16 protein-coding genes and 1 pseudogene are annotated in these 20,213 nt (G+C 29.5%); 4 read left to right on the top strand and 13 right to left on the bottom strand.

Annotated elements, in window-relative coordinates; all coding sequences use genetic code 11:
- Positions 1-30 precede the first annotated feature (30 nt).
- The 6 genes and pseudogenes from CUEA01_RS09230 to CUEA01_RS09255 all read right to left on the bottom strand — a co-directional run bounded on the left by CUEA01_RS09230 (position 31) and on the right by CUEA01_RS09255 (position 6,931).
- Positions 31-2,280: a hypothetical protein gene (locus CUEA01_RS09230; protein WP_234121351.1), complete on the bottom strand. Its 2,250-nt coding sequence runs from the start codon at positions 2,278-2,280 to the stop codon at positions 31-33.
- Positions 2,277-3,239, bottom strand: coding sequence for an FRG domain-containing protein (locus CUEA01_RS09235; protein ID WP_234121352.1), 963 nt, complete (start codon positions 3,237-3,239; stop codon positions 2,277-2,279). Before CUEA01_RS09235 ends, CUEA01_RS09230 begins: the two co-directional genes overlap by 4 nt.
- Before the next feature lie 1,113 nt (positions 3,240-4,352).
- A pseudogene (locus CUEA01_RS09240) lies at positions 4,353-4,589 on the bottom strand (hypothetical protein); the annotation flags it as partial.
- A 350-nt stretch (positions 4,590-4,939) separates the two neighbouring features.
- Positions 4,940-5,158: a helix-turn-helix transcriptional regulator gene (locus CUEA01_RS09245; protein WP_234121353.1), complete on the bottom strand. Its 219-nt coding sequence runs from the start codon at positions 5,156-5,158 to the stop codon at positions 4,940-4,942.
- A gap of 2 nt (positions 5,159-5,160) precedes the next feature.
- Positions 5,161-5,553, bottom strand: a complete 393-nt coding sequence (locus CUEA01_RS09250) for a hypothetical protein (RefSeq protein WP_234121354.1) — start codon at positions 5,551-5,553, stop codon at positions 5,161-5,163.
- 943 nt (positions 5,554-6,496) lie between these two features.
- Positions 6,497-6,931 (bottom strand): hypothetical protein, encoded by a 435-nt coding sequence (locus CUEA01_RS09255; protein ID WP_234121355.1) that lies wholly within the window; start codon positions 6,929-6,931, stop codon positions 6,497-6,499.
- A gap of 485 nt (positions 6,932-7,416) precedes the next feature.
- On the opposite strand from CUEA01_RS09255, the gene pflB reads away from it, so the two are divergent.
- Both pflB and pflA read left to right on the top strand, forming a co-directional pair.
- A complete protein-coding gene (gene pflB, locus CUEA01_RS09260; RefSeq protein WP_234121356.1) occupies positions 7,417-9,669 on the top strand; it encodes a formate C-acetyltransferase in 2,253 nt (750 codons plus the stop codon).
- Positions 9,635-10,429, top strand: a complete 795-nt coding sequence (pflA, locus tag CUEA01_RS09265; protein WP_234121357.1) for a pyruvate formate-lyase-activating protein — start codon at positions 9,635-9,637, stop codon at positions 10,427-10,429. Before pflB ends, pflA begins: the two co-directional genes overlap by 35 nt.
- Before the next feature lie 232 nt (positions 10,430-10,661).
- Here the strand turns inward: pflA and CUEA01_RS09270 are convergent, their stop codons facing one another.
- The 4 genes from CUEA01_RS09270 to CUEA01_RS09285 form a co-directional block, all read right to left on the bottom strand.
- Complete coding sequence (locus CUEA01_RS09270; protein ID WP_234121358.1) at positions 10,662-11,666, bottom strand: NADH:flavin oxidoreductase; 1,005 nt, start codon at positions 11,664-11,666, stop codon at positions 10,662-10,664.
- Positions 11,667-11,747: 81 nt separating this feature from the next.
- The gene (locus tag CUEA01_RS09275) at positions 11,748-12,161 is read right to left on the bottom strand and encodes a M60 family metallopeptidase (RefSeq protein ID WP_234121359.1); all 414 of its coding nucleotides are present in this window, start codon (positions 12,159-12,161) and stop codon (positions 11,748-11,750) included.
- A gap of 197 nt (positions 12,162-12,358) precedes the next feature.
- Positions 12,359-13,714 (bottom strand): 23S rRNA (uracil(1939)-C(5))-methyltransferase RlmD, encoded by a 1,356-nt coding sequence (rlmD, locus tag CUEA01_RS09280; protein WP_234121360.1) that lies wholly within the window; start codon positions 13,712-13,714, stop codon positions 12,359-12,361.
- 18 nt (positions 13,715-13,732) lie between these two features.
- Positions 13,733-14,086, bottom strand: coding sequence for an RDD family protein (locus CUEA01_RS09285; protein WP_234121361.1), 354 nt, complete (start codon positions 14,084-14,086; stop codon positions 13,733-13,735).
- Positions 14,087-14,312: 226 nt separating this feature from the next.
- Between CUEA01_RS09285 and CUEA01_RS09290 the strand changes: the two genes are divergently transcribed.
- Both CUEA01_RS09290 and CUEA01_RS09295 read left to right on the top strand, forming a co-directional pair.
- Positions 14,313-16,223 carry an LTA synthase family protein gene (locus CUEA01_RS09290; protein WP_234121362.1) on the top strand — a complete coding sequence of 637 codons (1,911 nt, stop codon included), beginning with the start codon at positions 14,313-14,315 and terminating at the stop codon, positions 16,221-16,223.
- Positions 16,224-16,282: 59 nt separating this feature from the next.
- Positions 16,283-17,083 carry a TSUP family transporter gene (locus tag CUEA01_RS09295; protein WP_234121363.1) on the top strand — a complete coding sequence of 267 codons (801 nt, stop codon included), beginning with the start codon at positions 16,283-16,285 and terminating at the stop codon, positions 17,081-17,083.
- Between the two features lie 417 nt (positions 17,084-17,500).
- On the opposite strand, the gene CUEA01_RS09300 is transcribed toward CUEA01_RS09295, so the two are convergent.
- From CUEA01_RS09300 to uppS, 3 genes are all read right to left on the bottom strand, one after another.
- Positions 17,501-18,646 (bottom strand): glycoside hydrolase family 113, encoded by a 1,146-nt coding sequence (locus CUEA01_RS09300; RefSeq protein WP_234122157.1) that lies wholly within the window; start codon positions 18,644-18,646, stop codon positions 17,501-17,503.
- 22 nt (positions 18,647-18,668) lie between these two features.
- Positions 18,669-19,436: an HAD hydrolase family protein gene (locus CUEA01_RS09305; protein WP_234121364.1), complete on the bottom strand. Its 768-nt coding sequence runs from the start codon at positions 19,434-19,436 to the stop codon at positions 18,669-18,671.
- 134 nt (positions 19,437-19,570) lie between these two features.
- Positions 19,571-20,212, bottom strand: coding sequence for a polyprenyl diphosphate synthase (gene uppS / locus CUEA01_RS09310; protein ID WP_234121365.1), 642 nt, complete (start codon positions 20,210-20,212; stop codon positions 19,571-19,573).
- Between the last annotated feature and the right edge of the window lies 1 nt (position 20,213).

Here is a 20,213-nt window from a genome sequence, read left to right on the forward strand (position 1 = left end):
ATTTGTAATTGTACAAGTTGATTTAGAGGATTAAATATCTTGTTTCTTATGTGGAAAACTTGCTTTATTACGAATTAATTCTTTTAAGGTCTTTTTATTAACCCAAAATGTTTGTTTGGTCATGTATTCGCTTTCTGTAAATTGTATAACATCTGAAGAATCTCTCGCTTTTGGTCGTATATGGAAACTGCTATCATCTGATTCTTTTTTCAGAAGATTTTTATCTCCTGTTTTAAATGCCTCTACAACTTGATTAAAAACCTTTTTCGCATCCTCTTCATATTCCTTAAAATCCGTTTTCATATATCCCACTCTTAATTTTGAAAAAATAAAAATATTGAATTCCGTACATATTTCTTTGTAAAACTCACTATCTTCAAACGAGATTTTTTTCTCTCCATTAACAGCTTCTGCTATTTCCATAAAAGTACTACTTTTTAATGGAAAAGCCTCTCTTACCTTTTCATCATAATAAGGAATCGTTCTAATATTGGTTAAATTAATTTTTTCTGCATTTAGCCATTCATCTATAAACATATAATTATTTGCTTTTATATTTAGATTTTTAGAATAGTTTTTGTAATCATCGGTCAGTTTTTCAACATCAATATTATTGTGTTTTTGTATTATTTCTGATATATCACTTTCTTTGATTAAATTATCAAAAATTTTTTTGTCATTACCTTTAAACATATTACTACTATACGGTTTAAATTCCTCAGATAATTTATCATCATCTATAATATTTTTCTTAAAATATAAAAGAAATTTCTTGTATGAAGAATTTAATTCCTCAATAATATCCCCTTCATCCTTTATTAATACCTTATCAATTTCTTTATTAATAATAAAAGCTTTAAAATGATTAAGGCCGTTAGAGCTAACAACTGATACAAATGAATCTATATCTATTTTTTGTTTTATTTGTTCATTTATATCATTCTTATTTATCTTAGCTCTACTTCTCCACCATCTATCTATTTCTTCTTGGAATCTAAGAAATTGCACAAATCGATTTCCTTTTTGTTTATCTGAAAAAAATTCTTTTAACTCTTTTATTGTTTTAACACTTGTCACAGAATCTTTATCTAAATTTCTTGCCTTTCCTGGCTGTCCTTCATATATCAACCATCCCTGTACTATATCCTTAAGTGAAAAAATTTGTTTATAGTCAAAATTTTCCCCTGCTCTTCCAATTCTAATTTTATACTCATCCCAAATAATATTATTTAATTTATTAAATTCTCTATCTTCTTTCATAAAGACTTCTACATTAGTAACTGGAACTTGCGTATTTAATCCTACTGTAATCTCATTTATAATATCCGATGCAGACATCCCATTTGCTTCATTTATAATCATAAAAGAAACTTTTACAAACATTTGATTTATGGTCTTTTTAAATGTATTTTTCATAAACCGATATAATTCGGGGGAGCTTTTTTCTAACGTTTCCATTTCATAAAAAATATCACTCCATGTAGATATTGTTTGTGCTCCATTTACAACTTGAACTTTATCACTATATCCTGAAATCCTATTTTTTTCGAATTTTATTGCGTCAGCTTGATTACACACAATACTAATACCATTATGTTTATACCAAAAAGAATTTGGTGTATTTTTTTGTTTCACTTCATCATAATCAATATCTATTTTATTACTAATCCATGACTGCCAAGTTGATTTCAAATCATCTGAAAACTTACTTTGTTCATCCTCTGTCAAATTATTCAAAACACTTGATAAAAAATAATTTTTAAAAGCATTACTTAATATAACTTTTTCTTTTTGTTTAGCACTAATGCCTTTTCTTACATTTTCTTTAAATAAATTATCCCCCTCACTTATGTAGAGTTTATGTAAATCATAAAGCTTTATATTATAAATTCTTGCTTCAATATTAGGATTCTCTGAAAACTCAAGATAATTTTCTCCTATACCCTTAACTTCAATATCAAATTTCTTTTCTGTATCATAAACTACTATAGCATTATTTTTTATAGTGTTTACTTTTTTTATATTACTATTTTGAGGTTTGTCCGCTTTAAACTCATACAAATTTTTATATATTAATATAAATATAGTATTTATGTTATTTTCATAATATTCAATCAGCTCGTCCAACTTATTATCTTCGTTTGAAATATAAACAATATAATCATTTCCTTCATAAGACAACTGATATAATTCATTCTTCAATTCTTTTTCTTCCAATGTATTTACATCTTCAATGTGAATAGTTTTCTTTATAATTTCTATCATTTTATTATCAATCATATAAACTTCTCCTGAATCAAATACTGATTTAATTTTTCTTCATATTTCTTTTTATCTTTATCCTTAATGTATTTAATTAATATATTTTTAAATTCACTTCTATACACTCTTTTATATCTTTCAAACTTCAAACCACTATCTTCCTTGGTACATTTTTTATAACACTTTAACTCTGAAATTAATCTATATCCAAATAAATCTACCTCCGTCTCAATAGAATAATTTGTATGCAATAATCTATTATTAACGTCTATGTCAATTTTCCCTTTTCTGTAACTTTTTTCTGGATATATTTTACTTTGATTAATATTAAATAAAACATTCAGATTTTTAATTATATCCTTTTTTCTATGTTTACAAATTGTAATTTCCTCATAATAAAGATTCGGAATCGGATGGAATCTTGAGCCTGGAAACAATATAAATCCTCCATCTTGCGCAATAATACGTTCATTTTTTTTACTTGATAAAATTAATTTGAAATTATCTTCAACAATATTACCTTTCCCAGATAAAATATCCTCAAAATTACTTTTTAAATATTGTGAACTTGGTGAAAAAACATATTTTTTGGGAATTCCAATTATATAAACATATGAATCAAACTCTTTATTTTCATTCTCCACTGAAAAATATAATCCTACAAGGGAATTAAATGAGATATCCAATAAACGGCTATACGCAATATAATGTTGAATATCAATTGTTTTATCAAGTAAATTATTATTTTGTTCACTAATTCCATTATCTATTATTGATTCTAGCACCCTATTTTCAATACTACTTATATCTTTAGCGTTATTATCCCTAAATAATGTTGGCATCATTTTTGTTTTTTCATAGTCTTTTGCTTCTCCACGGTATCCAAATATTAACTCTTCATGTGGGAATCTTTCCTTTAATTTTTTCATACATGAATACACTTCTCTTATGTAATCTTCAATTGTTTTTATTGTCATTATTCTCTCCATATTATATTTAAATATTTTTTATTAAAATTCAATCTTTACAGCATTATTAAATCCAGTTTTAAGTTCAACATAAATTCATGAAAATATATTCAATAATACCTTTTGGTCATTTCTTTTTAGCAACACTTACATATATAAATTCACTTACAACTAACTCCAGATTATCTCTATCATAAAAGTTTTTATTTAATATATTATTCACTTTTTCGCCATTACACTTTAATTTATGTTCCTTTATTGATTTTCAATATAATTATAAACTAATCTACATTTGAGCATTATCTCTTTTATTTTTATTCTTGGTGACACAATATTTTGCTTTTTCGATTTCATTTTTATCTTTCTTGTTTCATAATTATTTTTAATTTTAAATCACACTCAATATATATAGGTATTTAATAAACTTTGTATTATGCTATTAATACGCTTTTCTTCTTCATATATTTTTGCATATATAGATTTTCTTATAGTTGTTTAAGCTATAATGTATTATCTTAATTCTTTATATTAAATATTTCTCAATTTTTCTAAAGTTCTTTTACATAATAAAAGCACTTACATTATATTCTATATTATACTATATAAAACCAATTAGTTCCATATAATTTATACATATCCAAAATCTCGTAAATTATTTTTTTTATTATTAAACCTTATTAGTATTTTACTTATTATGGTTACATCATGAATTCTTCATTATTCATCACAAAATTAATTCTTTTTTCTAGTTTGTATACTACTTACCAGCTATCTATTTTAGTTTTAAAACATCTATACTTGCACTAACCTCTATATATCTTCTTAATTTGGAATAATAAAAGAACTAGCTTACTATACCCACGATAAGCTAGTTTTATCTTAAAACCACATTAAATATTCTATAAAATATATTGTACAAACATCTATTACTTATTTATTACTTTTTGTTGTTCTCTTTGTAATACCATATCTGCTAATTTAATATAAAAATCTTGTTCCTCCTTTGTTTTTGCTTTTTTAAATAATTCCTTTAAATCATAATAAGAGTATTCTAAAAATTGTTCCTACAAACTTTTTTCATTATTTGTTTTATCCATAATATTTTCTCCTAGCAAAATTATCTTACTTTAAAACTTTTCTTATCAATTCAATTTTATCAATATCCAAATCCATTAATTCCTTTATCGTTTCATTATCCATGCCCTTTTCTATTGCTTTCTTGACTATCTCTATAGTTTTTTCTTTTTTTCCTTCATCTTTTCCTTCATTTATTAAGCTTTTACCAAGTTCAGTCATTCTCAATTCCTCCCTTACTTTTTCTAAATCTTTTACGCTTAAAAATTTATTTGCAAAGGCATATTCCTTCCAAGCCATATCCATGCTAGTACCAATACGATCTCCTTCATTAAATCTTGTCAGCTTCATCATCTCAAAAGGTTTGCTGTCACTTTTAATCTTTTCTACATGAATTATATCTTAATTGAAAACTAATTAGCTATATTATATTCGTACTTGTAAGCAATTACAATATGACTCTCTACACTTATATATCGGTTCCTCTTAAATGAGGTTACTAAGCTAAAGCATAATAAAAGACATCCAACCCCAAGATTGAATGCCTTCATTACACCTAAATATTATTTTATTCATAAACTGCATCATTTTAAATTTTTTCATAATTAAAGACAATCATATTCCTTTACCATCATCTATATATCATCCTCATCATCTACAAATTCAAAAACTTCTTCCACAGACTTTCCAAATACCTTAGCAATATCCATGGCTAATTTTAGTGATGGATTGTATCGTTCATTCTCCAAATGAACTATGGTTTCCCTTCTTACCCCTACCAACTTTGCTAGCTCTTCTTGTTTCATATTTAATTTCCTGCGAAAATCGTGAATTTTTGTTTTTAATATTGGCAAAATTAATCACCAACTTTCTCATAGTACGCAAAGAATATATATTTTACAATATATATTCCGCCTATTAAAAAAGGTATAATTAGTTTTAAATTTACTGTCCAGCCACCTTTTAAGATAGATATTAACATACAAATCGTAATAAATAAGTTAAGATAAATATAAGTAGCAGCCCTCGCTCTATCCTCATTACGTTTCGCCATTTCATCTTCCACTTCAGTTTTTATTAAATATGGAATAAATGCAAAAATCGAAGCTATTACTAAAACAAACTCTGATGCTATAATAATAGTATCGTTAAATTTAAAAATCTGTATAAATCCAAATATAACCCAACACACACCAACAATTCCACTCTCCAACAATTCTTTTGTATTTAAACTTATAGCTTTATACATACTATTACCTCCTGTTATATAATTCTAACATAAGTTATAAATATATAACTTATGTTAGAATTATATAACATTCATTTAAAATATTCAATAAAAAATTATACATTAGGGTTAATTATAATGATGATACACAAAATATTTGTATAAGTTTACATATAGTTTTGTACTTTCATCTAGTTTAACTTACCTTACCCGTTTTTAAAATATTTGCTAGATTTTTATGCTGCCTGAATAAACAACATCTTTAAACACATCTTTTCCAGTCTGGTGGCTTAACATTAATTCATAGGCTATAAGCCTTCTTAAATCTGCCTTCCACCCATATTTTTGTCACCTAACATTTTTTACCTTTTCAATAAGCGCCTTTGCTGTTGTTTCAGTAATTAATTGATAATTTCCAGTTTTCCCGCCTTCAATTAACATTCCCTATACACCTACTTCCATAGCTCTAATTATTTCCGTAATTGTCATACATGCAGCCATATATGGTATTTGAGGTATATAAAATTATTAAAATAGCTGAATTCTTAATTTAGACACTGTAAGAATGTAAAGATTCCAGTAATTTCAATTCACGGATTATGCCACACACATGCCCCTCTTTATTACTAGTTTTTGATTTTTGTTAAACTCTTGATATTCTCCAATTGCTTTTTCTTAGCAGTATTATGAGAAATACATACATGATCTTTTAATATTTTATCTTCAAGCGGCTTCTCAACAAATGGCATTTTCCAAAATGAAAACAACCACCTTCTGTTAATTTAATCACCCTTATTAATTTCTTATCATCATCAATGATATAATTGATGGAATCAAATATAAGCTTTTTTCCATTGCAGTGCTCTAAAATCACCTTAAAATAAAAAAAGCCCTTAAGGCTTTATTTTTTTCATAGCTTACTTTCCACTATCTTCAATTAAAAGTTAGCTATATTAAACTTCTTCTAATAATTTGATTCCAAATATCTTTCTATTGTATCGCTTGTCCAATCAGCCGCACTTGTTAAAATGTAATCATTCAATAAATATTCTATCATATCATCATCAAAATACGCTACTGTTGCTTCTTCATCTTCATTATCACATTCCCAGTCAATTCCTTCTTGGGTCTGTAACCAAATAGCTTGTTTTATTTGAACACCGCATAACTTCAATTCATCACTTACAATTTCTCTAATGCATTCCAAATATGCTTCCCACGTAAAAGATTGTTCGCCTTGCACCTGAACACATATTTCTTCCCAAACACTTTTAAGAATTGTATCATCTCCTGATCCCATTTCTTTGTGCATACCTTGAAGTATTTTAATTACTCTTTCAGAAACCTTTTTACATTCTTCTCGTGCAATTTCTGAAATTATTTTATCTTTATAATTCATGATTTCTTCCTCGCTTCTCTAGTTAATATTTTTGCTATAATTACATTATTCTATCACTTCTATTCCAAGCTTTTTAAAATATGAAACGAACTCTTATCATAGTCAATACCTCCTAAATTTATTCCACTTAAAAGGATTCATTTTTATTTTAACATCTTATGAATATGTTGCAAGCGCAACGTACTTATTTTATGTATAAAGTAAAATATAAAATATAGTATTGACAATATTCATTGAATGATATAAGATTCACTTGAGAACTAATCTCAATTAATGTTTTATATAAATATCATATTAAATCATGTATAATTTATAAGGAAAATTAAGTTTAACTAAAAATAAACCACTTGAAACTTCAAAATTAATTTGTATCAAAATTCCGTCTTCTTGGCATTATGATGCAAATTGATTTTGGTAGTTGAAATGGTTTATCTATAGCACCAAATTAGTAATATAAATTATAAAATGCACAAGGAGGAATTGAAATGTTAGAAAATGAACAATGGTCTGGTTTCGAAGGAAGAATATGGAAAGAAGAAATAAATGTTAGAGACTTCATTCAAAAAAACTATACACCATATGATGGTGATGAAAGTTTCTTAGCAGATCCAACGAATGCTACAAATAAACTTTGGGGCAGATTACAAGAATTGCAAAAAGAAGAAAGATCTAAAGGTGGAGTTCTTGATATGGAAACAGAAGTTGTTTCTGGACTTACAGCTTATGGTCCTGGATATATTGATGAATCTTTAAAAGATCTCGAAAAAATTGTAGGTCTTCAAACAGACAAACCTCTTAAGAGAGCTTTTATGCCATATGGTGGTATTAAAATGGCTGAACAATCTTGCGAAAACTATGGATATAAACCAAATCCAGAATTACACAAGATATTTACTGAGTACCATAAGACACATAATCAAGGAGTATTCGATGCTTATACACCAGAAATGAGAAAAGCTCGTAGCAGCCATATTGTTACAGGACTTCCTGATACTTATGGACGTGGACGTATCATAGGCGATTACAGAAGAGTTGCGCTTTATGGTATTGATTTCCTTATGGAAGAAAAGGCAAAAGACCTTGATAACTGCGGCGATGGAACTATGACAGATGATGTTATTCGTCTAAGAGAGGAACTTACAGAACAGCATAGAGCACTTGCTGATATGAAAAAAATGGCTGAAAGCTATGGCTATGATATTTCAAAACCAGCAAAGAATGCCAAAGAAGCAATTCAATGGTTATACTTTGGATATCTTGCAGCAATAAAAACACAAAATGGTGCGGCTATGTCAATAGGTCGTGTGTCTACTTTCCTTGATATTTATATTCAAAGAGATCTTGATAACGGTGTTCTTACTGAAGAAGAAGCTCAGGAATTAATCGACCATTTGACAATGAAATGCAGAATGGTTAAATATGCCAGAATAACTTCTTACAATGAATTATTTTCAGGAGATCCTTCATGGGTTACTATTGGATTAGGTGGTATAGGGGTTGATGGACGCCACATGGTAACAAAAAATGATTATCGTTTTCTCCACACATTAGAAAACATGGGGCCTTCACCAGAACCAAACCTTACTGTATTTTACTCTTCTGCCCTTCCTGAAAACTTTAAAGAGTATGCAGCAAAGATTTCAGTAAAAACAAGCTCTATACAATATGAAAATGATGATGTTATGAAACCAGAATGGGGAGACGATTATTCAATATGCTGTTGTGTATCTGCTACTCAAACTGGTAAGGAAATGCAGTTCTTTGGAGCTAGAGCGAACCTTGCTAAATGTTTACTTTATGCAATCAATGGTGGTGTTGATGAAAAATCAGGTAAACAAGTTGGTCCTGAATACAAGGGGATTACATCAGAATACCTTGATTATGATGAAGTAATTCAAAAATATGAAAGAATGAGTGACTGGTTAGCAGGTCTTTATGTAAATATATTAAATCTTATTCAATATATGCATGATAAATACTATTATGAAGCAGCAGAAATGGCTCTTATTGATACAGACGTAAGACGTACATTTGCAACTGGTATTGCTGGTTTCTCACATGTAATTGATTCACTTTCTGCAATTAAATATGCAAAAGTAAAAACAATACGTAATGAAACTGGTCTTGTAGTAGATTATAAAATCGAAGGAGATTTTCCAAAATACGGTAATGATGATGAAAGAGCTGATGAAATTGGCTTATATGTCCTTAAGTCATTCCTTGACAAAATTAAGAAAAGACACACATACAGAAATTCTGAACCAACTACATCAATCCTTACTATTACATCAAATGTAGTATATGGTAAGTATACAGGTAATATGCCAGATGGACGTGAAGCTTGGACTCCACTTTCACCAGGAGCTAGCCCATCTTATGGAGCAGAGAAAAATGGATTACTTGCTTCATTAAATTCTATAGCTAAGCTTCCTTATGAATGGGCTTTAGATGGTATTTCGAATACACAAACAATTAATCCATCTGCATTAGGACATGATGAAAATGAACAAGTTGATAAGCTTGTACAAGTATTAGATGGTTACTTTGACCAAGGAGCACATCATTTAAATGTTAATGTGTTCGGTGTCGAAAAATTAAAAGACGCTATGGAACATCCTGAAAAAGAAGAATATGCTAACTTCACTATCCGTGTATCAGGTTATGCAGTTAAATTTATAGATTTAACAAGAGAACAACAACTTGATGTTATCTCTAGAACATGCCATGAAAGAATATAATATGGATAAAAATATTGGAAAGATCCATTCAATAGAGAGTTTTGGATCTGTTGATGGACCAGGACTTCGTTTTGTTATTTTTTTAAAGGGCTGTTATATGAGATGTCAGTTTTGCCATAACCCAGATACATGGGATATGGATGGCGGTGAAATAAAAACTGCAGATGAACTTTTGTCTCAAGCTCTTAAATACAAACCTTATTGGAAAAAGGGAGGCGGAATCACCGTAAGTGGTGGTGAGCCCCTCCTTCAAATTGATTTTCTAATTGAATTCTTTACAAAAGCTAAAGCAAAAGGCGTTCATGTCACGCTTGATACTTCTGGAAATCCATTTACAAGGGAGGAACCTTTCTTTAGTAAATTTAATGAGCTTATGAAAGTAACAGATCTTGTAATGCTGGATATTAAACAGATTAATGAAGCTGAGCATAAAATACTCACAGGACATAGTAATGCAAATATTCTTGATATGGCAAGATATTTATCGGAAATTAATAAACCTGTATGGATTCGTCATGTACTTGTACCAGGTGGAAGTGATAATGATGAGCAGCTTACAAAGCTCCATGAATTTATAAGGACTTTGAAAAATGTAGATCGTGTCGAAGTGCTTCCATATCATACTCTTGGAACTTTCAAATGGGAACAGCTTGGTATTGATTATCCTTTAAAGGGTGTTGACCCTCCTACTAAAGAGAGAATAGAAAATGCCAAAAAGCTTCTTCATACAAGTGAATATAATGGATATTTATCACGATAATTTAGGCACATTAAAATAAACAACAGGTCCAAAGTTGCCATGAATATTTTTCATCGGGCAATGAGACAAATTGACCTTAATAAAAGGCACTCAACCCCAAGATTGAATGCCTTTTATTATACCTAAATATTATTTTATTTCTTTAACTCTGCATGCAATTTCCAACTCAAGCATTACTTTGACGCCACTTGTATGAACCTCTAAATTTGTAAGGCTTCTTTGCACAACCTCTTCAAAAATCCCTTAAGCTTTCAATTGCATTTTTTGCCCACATTGAATCTCTAAATACAGCTCTTCCTACCCCTACAAGATCAGCTTTACCAGAAGAAAGTAACTCTTCAGCAGCCTTGGCATCTATTATTCCACCAGTTAATATAACAGGTATTGAGACAACTTCCTTAATGGCCTCTGTAATTTCTGAAAAATATCCTTGTTCTTTAGATCCACCTGGAACAGTATAACCGCATAATCCACCTGATATATCTAATATATCTATTCCTGCTTTTTGGAATTCTACGGCTGCTATTTTGCTATCTTCTATTTTTGTTCCTCCTTCCATGTAATCACAAGCTCCAAGCCTAAGAAGAACTGGAAATTCATTGCCTACCGCTTCCTTTACAGCTTTTATGACTTCTAGATGAATTTTTATCCTGTCTAATACATCTCCTCCATATTCATCAGTTCTCTTATTTGTTATTGGTGAATAAAATTGATTTAAAAGATATGAATGAGCAGAATGGATTTCTACACCATCAAAACCTGCATCTTTTACGCGCTTTGCTGCTGCTTTAAAATTTTCAATTATCTCTTTTATTTCTTCTTTATTAAGTTCTTTTGGAACATCAGTCTTCTTTAGTGGATTAATTACAGCTGAAGGGCCTACATTCTCATATCCCCCTGTAATATCTACGTTTGTTGCACTTCCTGCGTGATTAATTTGCATTATTGCTTTTGAATTATTTTTATGAATAACCTCTGCTAATTTTTTCAAGCCTTCCATATTGCAATCCTCTGCTATAGAAAGCTGCCCTTTACTTGCTCTACCTTGAGGTGTTATGTAGCTATGCTCTATAATAATTAAAGATATATAGCCACCTTTAGATTTTTCATTATAATAATCTAGTATTTCCTGACTTACCCTTCCGTTATCTGATTTTCCAGTTGCCATTGGTGGAAAAACTAATCTATTATTTAAGGCAAGTTTACAGTTATCTAAAGCTTTAATCAAATATGACATTTTCATCACTTCTTCTTTCTTTATTTTATTATATTAATTATACAATTCCACAGTTAATAAGCATAGTAATATCTTCTATTGCTAATTCATATTAAAAGAATTACCACCAACGATATTTGTAAAATCACCTATCTGTTTGTATTGAGTATTTGCATTTACCGTATTACGCGCATCTTCAGAGAAAGGAAACTTCCATCTATCAAAGAATGGTATTAAGTTGCACCCAGTAACTTTAGATGCTGTTAATACAATATAGTCATATCTCTCCGCATCTGTAGTTGGCAAAGATGCCTTTGGTGCACTTCTTGCTTCAATCATCATATTCCTAAAAATTTCAAATCCAAATTTCTGTCGTAACTGATCAAACATAACCAGTCTAAGGAATACATTTGTATCTTGATATTTTTTTGAATTATCGCAAAAATATTTATTTAATTCTCCATCTGTATAGAAGTTTTCTACCTTATTATTATTTGTTTGAATCAAATCCATCATCTATTCCATTTACATACGTAATTGTATTTACAATCCATATTTTATGCAAATTCAACCATCCTTACTGAATACATTAAGACTTTTAGACATAATAAAAGCACCCAACCCTAAGATTGAATGCTTCTTATAATACTTAAATTCTATTTTATTTCTTTAACTCTTCCTACGATTCCGCCCTCAAGCATTACTCTTCTTTCTTATTTTCTATAAAGTTTAACAACAGTTTCTACATGTGGTGTCCCCGGGAACATATCCATAATCTTAACCTTCTCCACAACGTATCCCGCTGCAGCTAAGACATTCAAATCCGTCACAAGGGTTTTAGGATTGCAAGAAACATAAACTATGTCAGGAGCATTGAATTTTATTACATACTTCATAGCCTCTGGGTGGACTCCTGGTCTTGGTGGATCTAGGATGATGGCGTCTGGTTTGTCTGTAAGTTCTGTTATGACCTTTGCAACATCACCTGCTATGAAAGTGCAGTTTGTTATACCGTTTAATCCTGCATTTTCCTTAGCTGCTGCTACAGCCTCTTCAACCAGTTCAATACCTATAACCTTCTTTGCTTTGCTTGAAACAAGCTGACCTATGGTTCCTGTGCCACAGTAAAGGTCAAATACAGTCTTGTTTGAGGCATCACCTAGGAACTCAAGTGCGGTGCTGTAGAGCTTTTCTGCACCCTTTGAGTTTGTTTGAAAGAAAGAAAAAGGTGAAATTTTAAATTTTAAGCCTAAAATATTTTCATATATGTAATCTTGACCAAACAAAACACGAATTTCATCTGCACGTACCATGTCTGCAAGACCATTATTTATAATATGGAGAATTCCCTTAAGCGTTCCTTTATAAGTTAAAGCTTTCAATTTTTCTGTGATTTCCTCCATATTAAAATCTTCTTGTGTTGTAGTAACTATACCTATTAATATCTCACCAGTGTTTTTTGACTTTCTTACAAGGAGATTTCTTAAATAACCTTCATGCTTCATAACTCTATAGTAAGGCAGATTTTTTTCTCTAAAATATTCTAAAACAGTGCTTAAAATAAGTCTGAAATCCTCATCTACAAGTCTGCAAGTATCAGCACTAACTATAGAAAATCCATTGTTTTTTGCATGAAGACCAAGGGTTAGTTCTCCCCCCTTCTCCATATCACCAAAGGTATATTCCATTTTATTTCTGTATTCGTATTCTTCTGGACTGCTTAATATTCCTTCATAGTTAAAGCCGCTTATTTCAGCATTTTTAAATAAATCCAAAACTTGCTTTTCTTTAAGCTGAAGTTCCTTTTCATAGGTTAAAAATTGATATATGCAGCCACCGCAAAGACCAAATCTTGGGCAAACGGGTTCTATAGCATCAGCTATATTTTCTAGAACTTCGAGAAGTTTAGCCTCAGCATATTCTTTTCTTACTTTAGTAATTTTTGCTTTAACTTTTTGGCCAGGCACAGCACCTTTAATATATATTTTTCTATCATTGAACTGTGTCGTTCCCTGTGCTGGAAATTCTATATCATCAATTAAAAAATCTCTTATTTCATTTCTTCTCATTATATAATTACCTCTGAACTATTTTATTTTTGATAATTTAAGTTCTGAAAATTTGTTTCCAAATGTAGCACTTTTCTTTAAACTTAGCATTATAAGATTGTATAATACAGTAACTACAGCATAAATAATGAAATACATGCCTAAAGGATTAGTTACATAACTGTAAAATACATTTTTAAGTATAAAGCCAACTAATAAAAGAAGTATTCCTGATATTGCTAAAGTAATAACTTCATCTATTAATACTGAAGAGAATACTCTAACAAATGGAATTTTATCACTTGCTACTTCTATATTTTGCTCAACTTCTTTTGATTCCAACGCTTTATCGTCAACTTTTTCTTCTAAATTTTTATTATTTTCTTCTGACATTATTATTCCTCCCACGTATAATAAAATATAATGACACATACCTATTATGCACTAATGAGCCTTGTATGTAAATACTGTTAATAAATAATTTACTTTATATTTAAACTTGAAAATGTGTCTAAATTTATCTATAATTATGAGAATCGGGTATTTTGATATATTGATTCTGTTTTTTAACAAAGATATATCCAATACTCCTTATAATCTTATGTTTTGGGGGCTCATTATGAATAATCGTTTTTCTAATTTTTTTTCTAAATTTAATTTTAAAGGTTTTCTCTTGTTTATAAAAAATTTTTTTCTTAACAATATAGATATAATATTATTTTTAATATTAGCAACTGTAAAGCTTTTAAACTTTGATGAATATTTATCACCTTATCCTTTCAAATATAAGCTTGTTATCAAACCTCTTGTTGCCTCTATTGTATGTATTATTGCAATTTCCTTTTTATTTAAAAACAAGGCTAGAACAACATTTCTTTACATATTTGATATTGTAATAAGTCTCTTCATAATAGCTGATATGGTTTACTATAGATATTTTAAAGATCTTATTTCCATAGGCGTTATAAGAAATGGTGTAATGCTTGGTGGAGTAAAATCAAGTGTTTCTGATTTGATAAAATTAAAAGACTTTACATATTTGCTTGATGTTTTAATTTTTATCCCTTTATTTATGCTGTACAAAAAACACAAAAGGAATCAATTATCTTTTATTAAAAGATTTGCCTTATTTGCAGTAGTTTTGGCCGTAAGCATTTATGTAGACGGCTACCAAATGTATAAGATGTCAATTGATCAGCCGGGACTTTTAACTACAATGTATAACCGCGTATATATTTCTAGATTTTTAGGTAATTTAGATTACCATGCACTTGATATCTACAATGCTGCTGCAACCAAGTTAAAAAGTTTTAAAATGCTGCCAAATGATGAGCAAAAAAGCATTCAAACCTCCCTTGCTAGAAATACAAATTTATCTACCCAAAATATGGCTGGTATAGGAAAAGGTAAAAATCTAATAATGATTCAAGTTGAGGCACTTCAGCAATTTGTAATTAATGCAAAGGTTGATGGACAAGAAATTACCCCAAATCTAAATAGATGGGTTAATAAATCCTTGTATTTTGATAATTTCTTTTACCAGGTAGCTGCTGGCAACACTTCCGATGCAGAATTTTTAACAAATAATTCTCTTTATCCTGCTGCTTCAGGTGCTGCTTATAATTTATACGCTGGAAATACTTATAGTTCAATGGCTAAGGAATTTGACGATAAAAATTACTATACCGCAGCACTTCATGGTTATAGAGAAAGTTTTTGGAATAGAAATGTTATGTATAAAGCTGAAAAATTTGATGACTTTTACGGTGAAAAATCCTATAAAATAAATGAAACTGTTGGTCTTGGTTTGAGTGATAAATCCTTTTTAAATCAAGCAATGGAAAAAATGCAAAAGTTCTCCCAGCCATATTTTTCTTTTTTAATAACTTTAAGCAGCCATTATCCATATGATGATGTGAAAGGTTATGGTGATTTCAACGTTGGTGATTTAGAAGGAACTCTTACTGGTAACTATTTAAAAGGAATTCATTATGCCGATGCACAGCTTGGTACGTTTCTTGACAAACTTGAGAAAAACGGAATGCTTGATAACTCTATTGTTGTGCTTTATGGAGATCATTATGCAATACCAAAGGACCACATAAACGAACTTTACAGCTTTGAACATATAAATAATCCTACTGATTTAGATTGGTATGAACTTCAAAAGGTTCCAATGTTTATACATTTTCCAAAGGATGCCTACAAGGGCGTAAATCATAAATATTCAGGACAAATTGATGTATATCCAACAGTTGCAAACATGTTTAATTTACCTAAAAACTATATGCTTGGAAATGATTTATTCAATACCTCAAATAAACCTATAATATTTAGAAATGGTTCATTTACAGACGGAACTACTTTTTACGTATCCTGGACCAATACCTATTACGATATTAAATCTGGAAAACAAATCAGTGAAACTAAAGATTTAAAAGCAAAAAAATCGCAAGTACTATCAAATCTTCAGTACTCTGACGATATATTAAATCATAATCTTTTAAGAAAATACTTAAGGAAAAAATAATTAGTAAGCTTACGTGATGCTTCTTTGCATTAGCTTCTAACTAATTAGGGGGACTATAGTTGAATTACTTTATCAATTTGTTATCTTTAAACCATACAAAAATATCCCTTACAGTTATTTTATTTCTTTTTGTTGCATGCTTACTAGCTGCAGCAGTTGATTCTATCGCTGGTGGCGGAGGGCTCATAAGTTTACCCGCCTTTATACTATGTGGAATACCCTCGCATATAGCTTTAGGTACAAATAAATTTTCCTCAACCTCTGGAACTACTGTGAGCAGCTTTACTTATTATAAAAATGGCAAAGTAACCTTAAAGCTTTTAAAATACCTTATACCATTTTCCTTTATTGGCGCGGCTTTAGGCGTTTATACTGTACTTAAAATTGATCAAAATATAATAAAGGTAATAGTTCTTTTTCTTATTTTATTCGTAGGCATTTACAGTTTATTTTCAAAGAAATTAGGAATTGAAGATAATTTTAAAGGACTTAATAAGAAGAGTATACTTTGCGGAATGTTGTTAGCATTTTGTTTAGGCTTTTATGATGGTTTTTTCGGTCCTGGTACAGGCTCCTTTTTAATATTTGGATTTATAAAAATCTATGGTTTTGACTATATAAATGCAAGTGGAAATTCAAAAATACTAAATTTAACAAGCAATATAACTGCTTTAATTTTATTTGCAATCCATGGTCAGATATATTTCGGCATAGGTATAATTACAGCCACAGCTATGATTATAGGTGCTAATTTAGGCACCCGTTTGGCATTAAAAAAAGGCACTAAACTTGTAAAGCCTATATTTATATCAATGTCCTTATGCGTGGCATTAAAAATGCTGTATGGACTGTTTTTTTAGCACTAAACAAAATAATAAGTTTTTGTACTACACTTTTGTTTAAGGAAGTTTTTAACTGTAAATTTTGTAATACAAATTTATTTAAACATTGCACAGAAATAAAGATGCAGTGAAACTATCAAGATAACATGGGACAGGTGCGTTAAAAAAATGATGTGGTATACGAGTGTCGAAGAAATATTTTAAATAAAATTGTATAAAACTTAGTGGGGAATTTTTTGAAAACTTTAGAACTTTCAATTGTTTGAGCTTCCTCTCAGCGAGTTATTGAAAGTTCTTAAGTTTTCAGAAAATTTGCCACTTAGTTTTATTAATTTTATTTAAGATTTCGAGATACTCGTAGACCACATCATTTTTAATGTACCTGTCCCATGTTATTTGATTTTGCACTACACTTTATTTGGCAATGTTTAATTTTTACTGTTTTGCGTACCACTTATTGATAACCTTAGTACTTTCACTACTTGGATAGTACATCTTATCACTCCCGTGTTCACCTACAGCAAATATAGAGAAACCTAAGAACCACTTTTCACCTTCAAACATTCTTCTATAGGCTTCAAAACAATTTGCCTGTTCTTGTCCATCAACTACTTCTTTTCTTTCCTCTACTTTTCCATTTACATATAGTTTTTTAGTTAATGAAGGATTCCATGGCTGAATTGAAGCTCCTGTTTCTCTTGGGAAGCCAAGTTCACCAAAGAATATTGGTTTATTCCATTTTGTATTAAAATTTTTAATTTCCTGTTTAACATTTTGATTTCTATAGTAAATTTGAGTACTTGATATTGCATTCATTAAATTTTCCACAGAATTCCTATCTTTGTCTGTAAGCTCAAAATATGCAGCAATACTAATAAAATCCACCTTTGAAAACAACTTATTATTAAGCTTTTTTTCATAAGCTTTTTGAGTATTTTTATCCCAAGAAGCTGTAACCCAATAAGAGGTTCTATAGGTAACAAGACCCTTATAATATTTTCTAACATAGTCAATTACATCACACCAATAGTTGTCCGCATACTCCATATTCACATAATTTGAAGCTACATTTAAAGCATCAACATGATACGGCACTGCTATATCATCAATTAGTCTTTTAAGAACTACTGTCTTCCAGTTCCAAAAGAAACTATTTATACTTGTAGGTTTCCATTCAGTTTCATATAAAGTTCCATTTGCTATCCATGGGTAAGGTTCCAAAAGGACATTTATACCCTTTTTATTTAATTTTTTTATAAGTTTTATTGCTTTCTGCTCACTTTCATAATTCACAGTCATTTTATCTGATTTTAAATCCTTAATATCTACAACAACCGGAACATTTACAGTATTAAGATGAAATTTATCTACGTCTTCTAATACTTGTTCAATTTTATAATCTGTAGAAAGATTTCCAGATTTAATTTTGCTTTTAAAGTCCTTATTTAGAGTCTTACCTTCCATCTTATTTATTTGCTTATTAACACTGCCTCTAATATCTGGATTTTTTAAACTTAAAATTATTACAATTGAAATTACTACTATTAAAGCTAAAAACACTGCAAATTTCTTTATTTTAATCATTAAAACGCCTTCCCTTTTTCTAAAAATAACATTCTACGCACTTTCTTATTATATTACAATTAATTTCATTACTATCCTTTTTACCAATATTGCATTGGTCCTGTAAATTTGAACATGTTGAAATTCCAAGCCCAACTTCTTCAAATAATGAGGAAATATTAGAAATCTTGCCAAGAGCTATAAAATTTTTTATATTCCATTTTTTCTTTTCAGCTAAGTATCTTAATGCCTTTACTTTATCGATTTTAGGCATAAATTGAACAATGTATTTATCACGAATACGTAGATAACAATCTAAATCATTATTAGAAGTATAATCAAACAATTTTGTTTTTACTTCATCACTTGAAATATGCATTATAACTTCATTAACAATTGAACATTGACATAAGCTTTCATCATTTAAAACAAATTTCTGTAATGCCAAAGACCATTTATCATATTTTATTTCTCCACTGCTTGTCATTAAACTTATTGAAACATTATTTTCATTAGCCCAACTACAAAGTATTTTTACAGTTCTTAGCGGCAAATGAAAATTAAAATTAAATTCTACTTCAAAAGGTGAATAAACCGCTGCACCTTCCTTGATAATAGCCGGCTCTATTATATTAAAACGTTCAATTACTCTTTTAGCATATTCCTTATCATTTTCTGTACAAATAATAACAGGTATATTTCTGCTTGTTAATGACTTAATAGCTTTTATATCTTCTAAATGCTTGTCTTCATTTTCAGCATTAAATATACTATTATCTATATCTATTACTAATCCATCATATCTCATTGTAAAAATCTCCCTCAAATTAGAGTAATATTCCACATGCAACTAAAGGAAAACCAAAGTGAAATTAGTTTCAAATTTCACAATGGTATATCTTCATAATAATCTATGTTTTAACCTTAGCAGCTTAACTATTCTTATCCACCAAGGGTAATATCCTGATTATTATACCATTCTAATGCTTTATAAAAATCTGCTTCCTTAAAATCTGGCCAATAATTATCTACTATATAAAAGTCTGAATATACTGATTGAACTGGTAAAAATCCACTAAGTCTTCTTCTTCCTCCCCATCTAATTATCAAATCTATTCTAGATACATCTGCAGATTTTATATAATTTGCTACATTCTTTTTATTACTATCACATTTTTTTAAATTATTTAAATCCCATTCCCAACCATAGTTCACTAAAAAATTAACCTTAATTCCTCCCTTACCAAATTTTTTTCTCTTCGTTAAAGGGATTAATTCCTTAGGGAACACATCTGAATCTGTATTTCCAACAACAAGAAGTGAAGCATCCTCTTTGGCTAAAACCTTGACTGCATCTATACATGCCTTAGTAAATGCAATTCTTTGTTTTAGTGGTCTTTTATTGTTATCCGTAGTAAAACCATAATATGTCACTTCTTTTATTCCTTCACGCTGACATAGTTTGAATAGACTAAGTCCAGGATTTATTCCATTATCATAGCCTTCTTCCTTTTGCATACCTCTTGATGCTGCCCACCTTCTATTTCCATCTGGAATAATTCCTATATGATTTGGCAATCTCATA

This window comes from Clostridium hydrogenum, from assembly GCF_021432385.1.
In the GTDB taxonomy this organism is placed as follows: domain Bacteria; phylum Bacillota; class Clostridia; order Clostridiales; family Clostridiaceae; genus Clostridium_S; species Clostridium_S hydrogenum.

Bases quoted from the DNA above. Each gene is read 5' to 3' on its own strand.
- CUEA01_RS09250 (WP_234121354.1), bottom strand. From the start codon at position 5,553: ATGTATAAAGCTATAAGTTTAAATACAAAAGAATTGTTGGAGAGTGGA.
- uppS (WP_234121365.1), bottom strand. From the start codon at position 20,212: ATGAGATTGCCAAATCATATAGGAATTATTCCAGATGGAAATAGAAGG.
- CUEA01_RS09305 (WP_234121364.1), bottom strand. From the start codon at position 19,436: ATGAGATATGATGGATTAGTAATAGATATAGATAATAGTATATTTAAT.
- CUEA01_RS09275 (WP_234121359.1), bottom strand. From the start codon at position 12,161: ATGATGGATTTGATTCAAACAAATAATAATAAGGTAGAAAACTTCTAT.
- pflA (WP_234121357.1), top strand. From the start codon at position 9,635: ATGTTATCTCTAGAACATGCCATGAAAGAATATAATATGGATAAAAAT.
- CUEA01_RS09285 (WP_234121361.1), bottom strand. From the start codon at position 14,086: ATGTCAGAAGAAAATAATAAAAATTTAGAAGAAAAAGTTGACGATAAA.
- CUEA01_RS09230 (WP_234121351.1), bottom strand. From the start codon at position 2,280: ATGATTGATAATAAAATGATAGAAATTATAAAGAAAACTATTCACATT.
- CUEA01_RS09290 (WP_234121362.1), top strand. From the start codon at position 14,313: ATGAATAATCGTTTTTCTAATTTTTTTTCTAAATTTAATTTTAAAGGT.
- pflB (WP_234121356.1), top strand. From the start codon at position 7,417: ATGTTAGAAAATGAACAATGGTCTGGTTTCGAAGGAAGAATATGGAAA.
- CUEA01_RS09270 (WP_234121358.1), bottom strand. From the start codon at position 11,666: ATGTCATATTTGATTAAAGCTTTAGATAACTGTAAACTTGCCTTAAAT.
- CUEA01_RS09255 (WP_234121355.1), bottom strand. From the start codon at position 6,931: ATGAATTATAAAGATAAAATAATTTCAGAAATTGCACGAGAAGAATGT.
- CUEA01_RS09235 (WP_234121352.1), bottom strand. From the start codon at position 3,239: ATGACAATAAAAACAATTGAAGATTACATAAGAGAAGTGTATTCATGT.
- rlmD (WP_234121360.1), bottom strand. From the start codon at position 13,714: ATGAGAAGAAATGAAATAAGAGATTTTTTAATTGATGATATAGAATTT.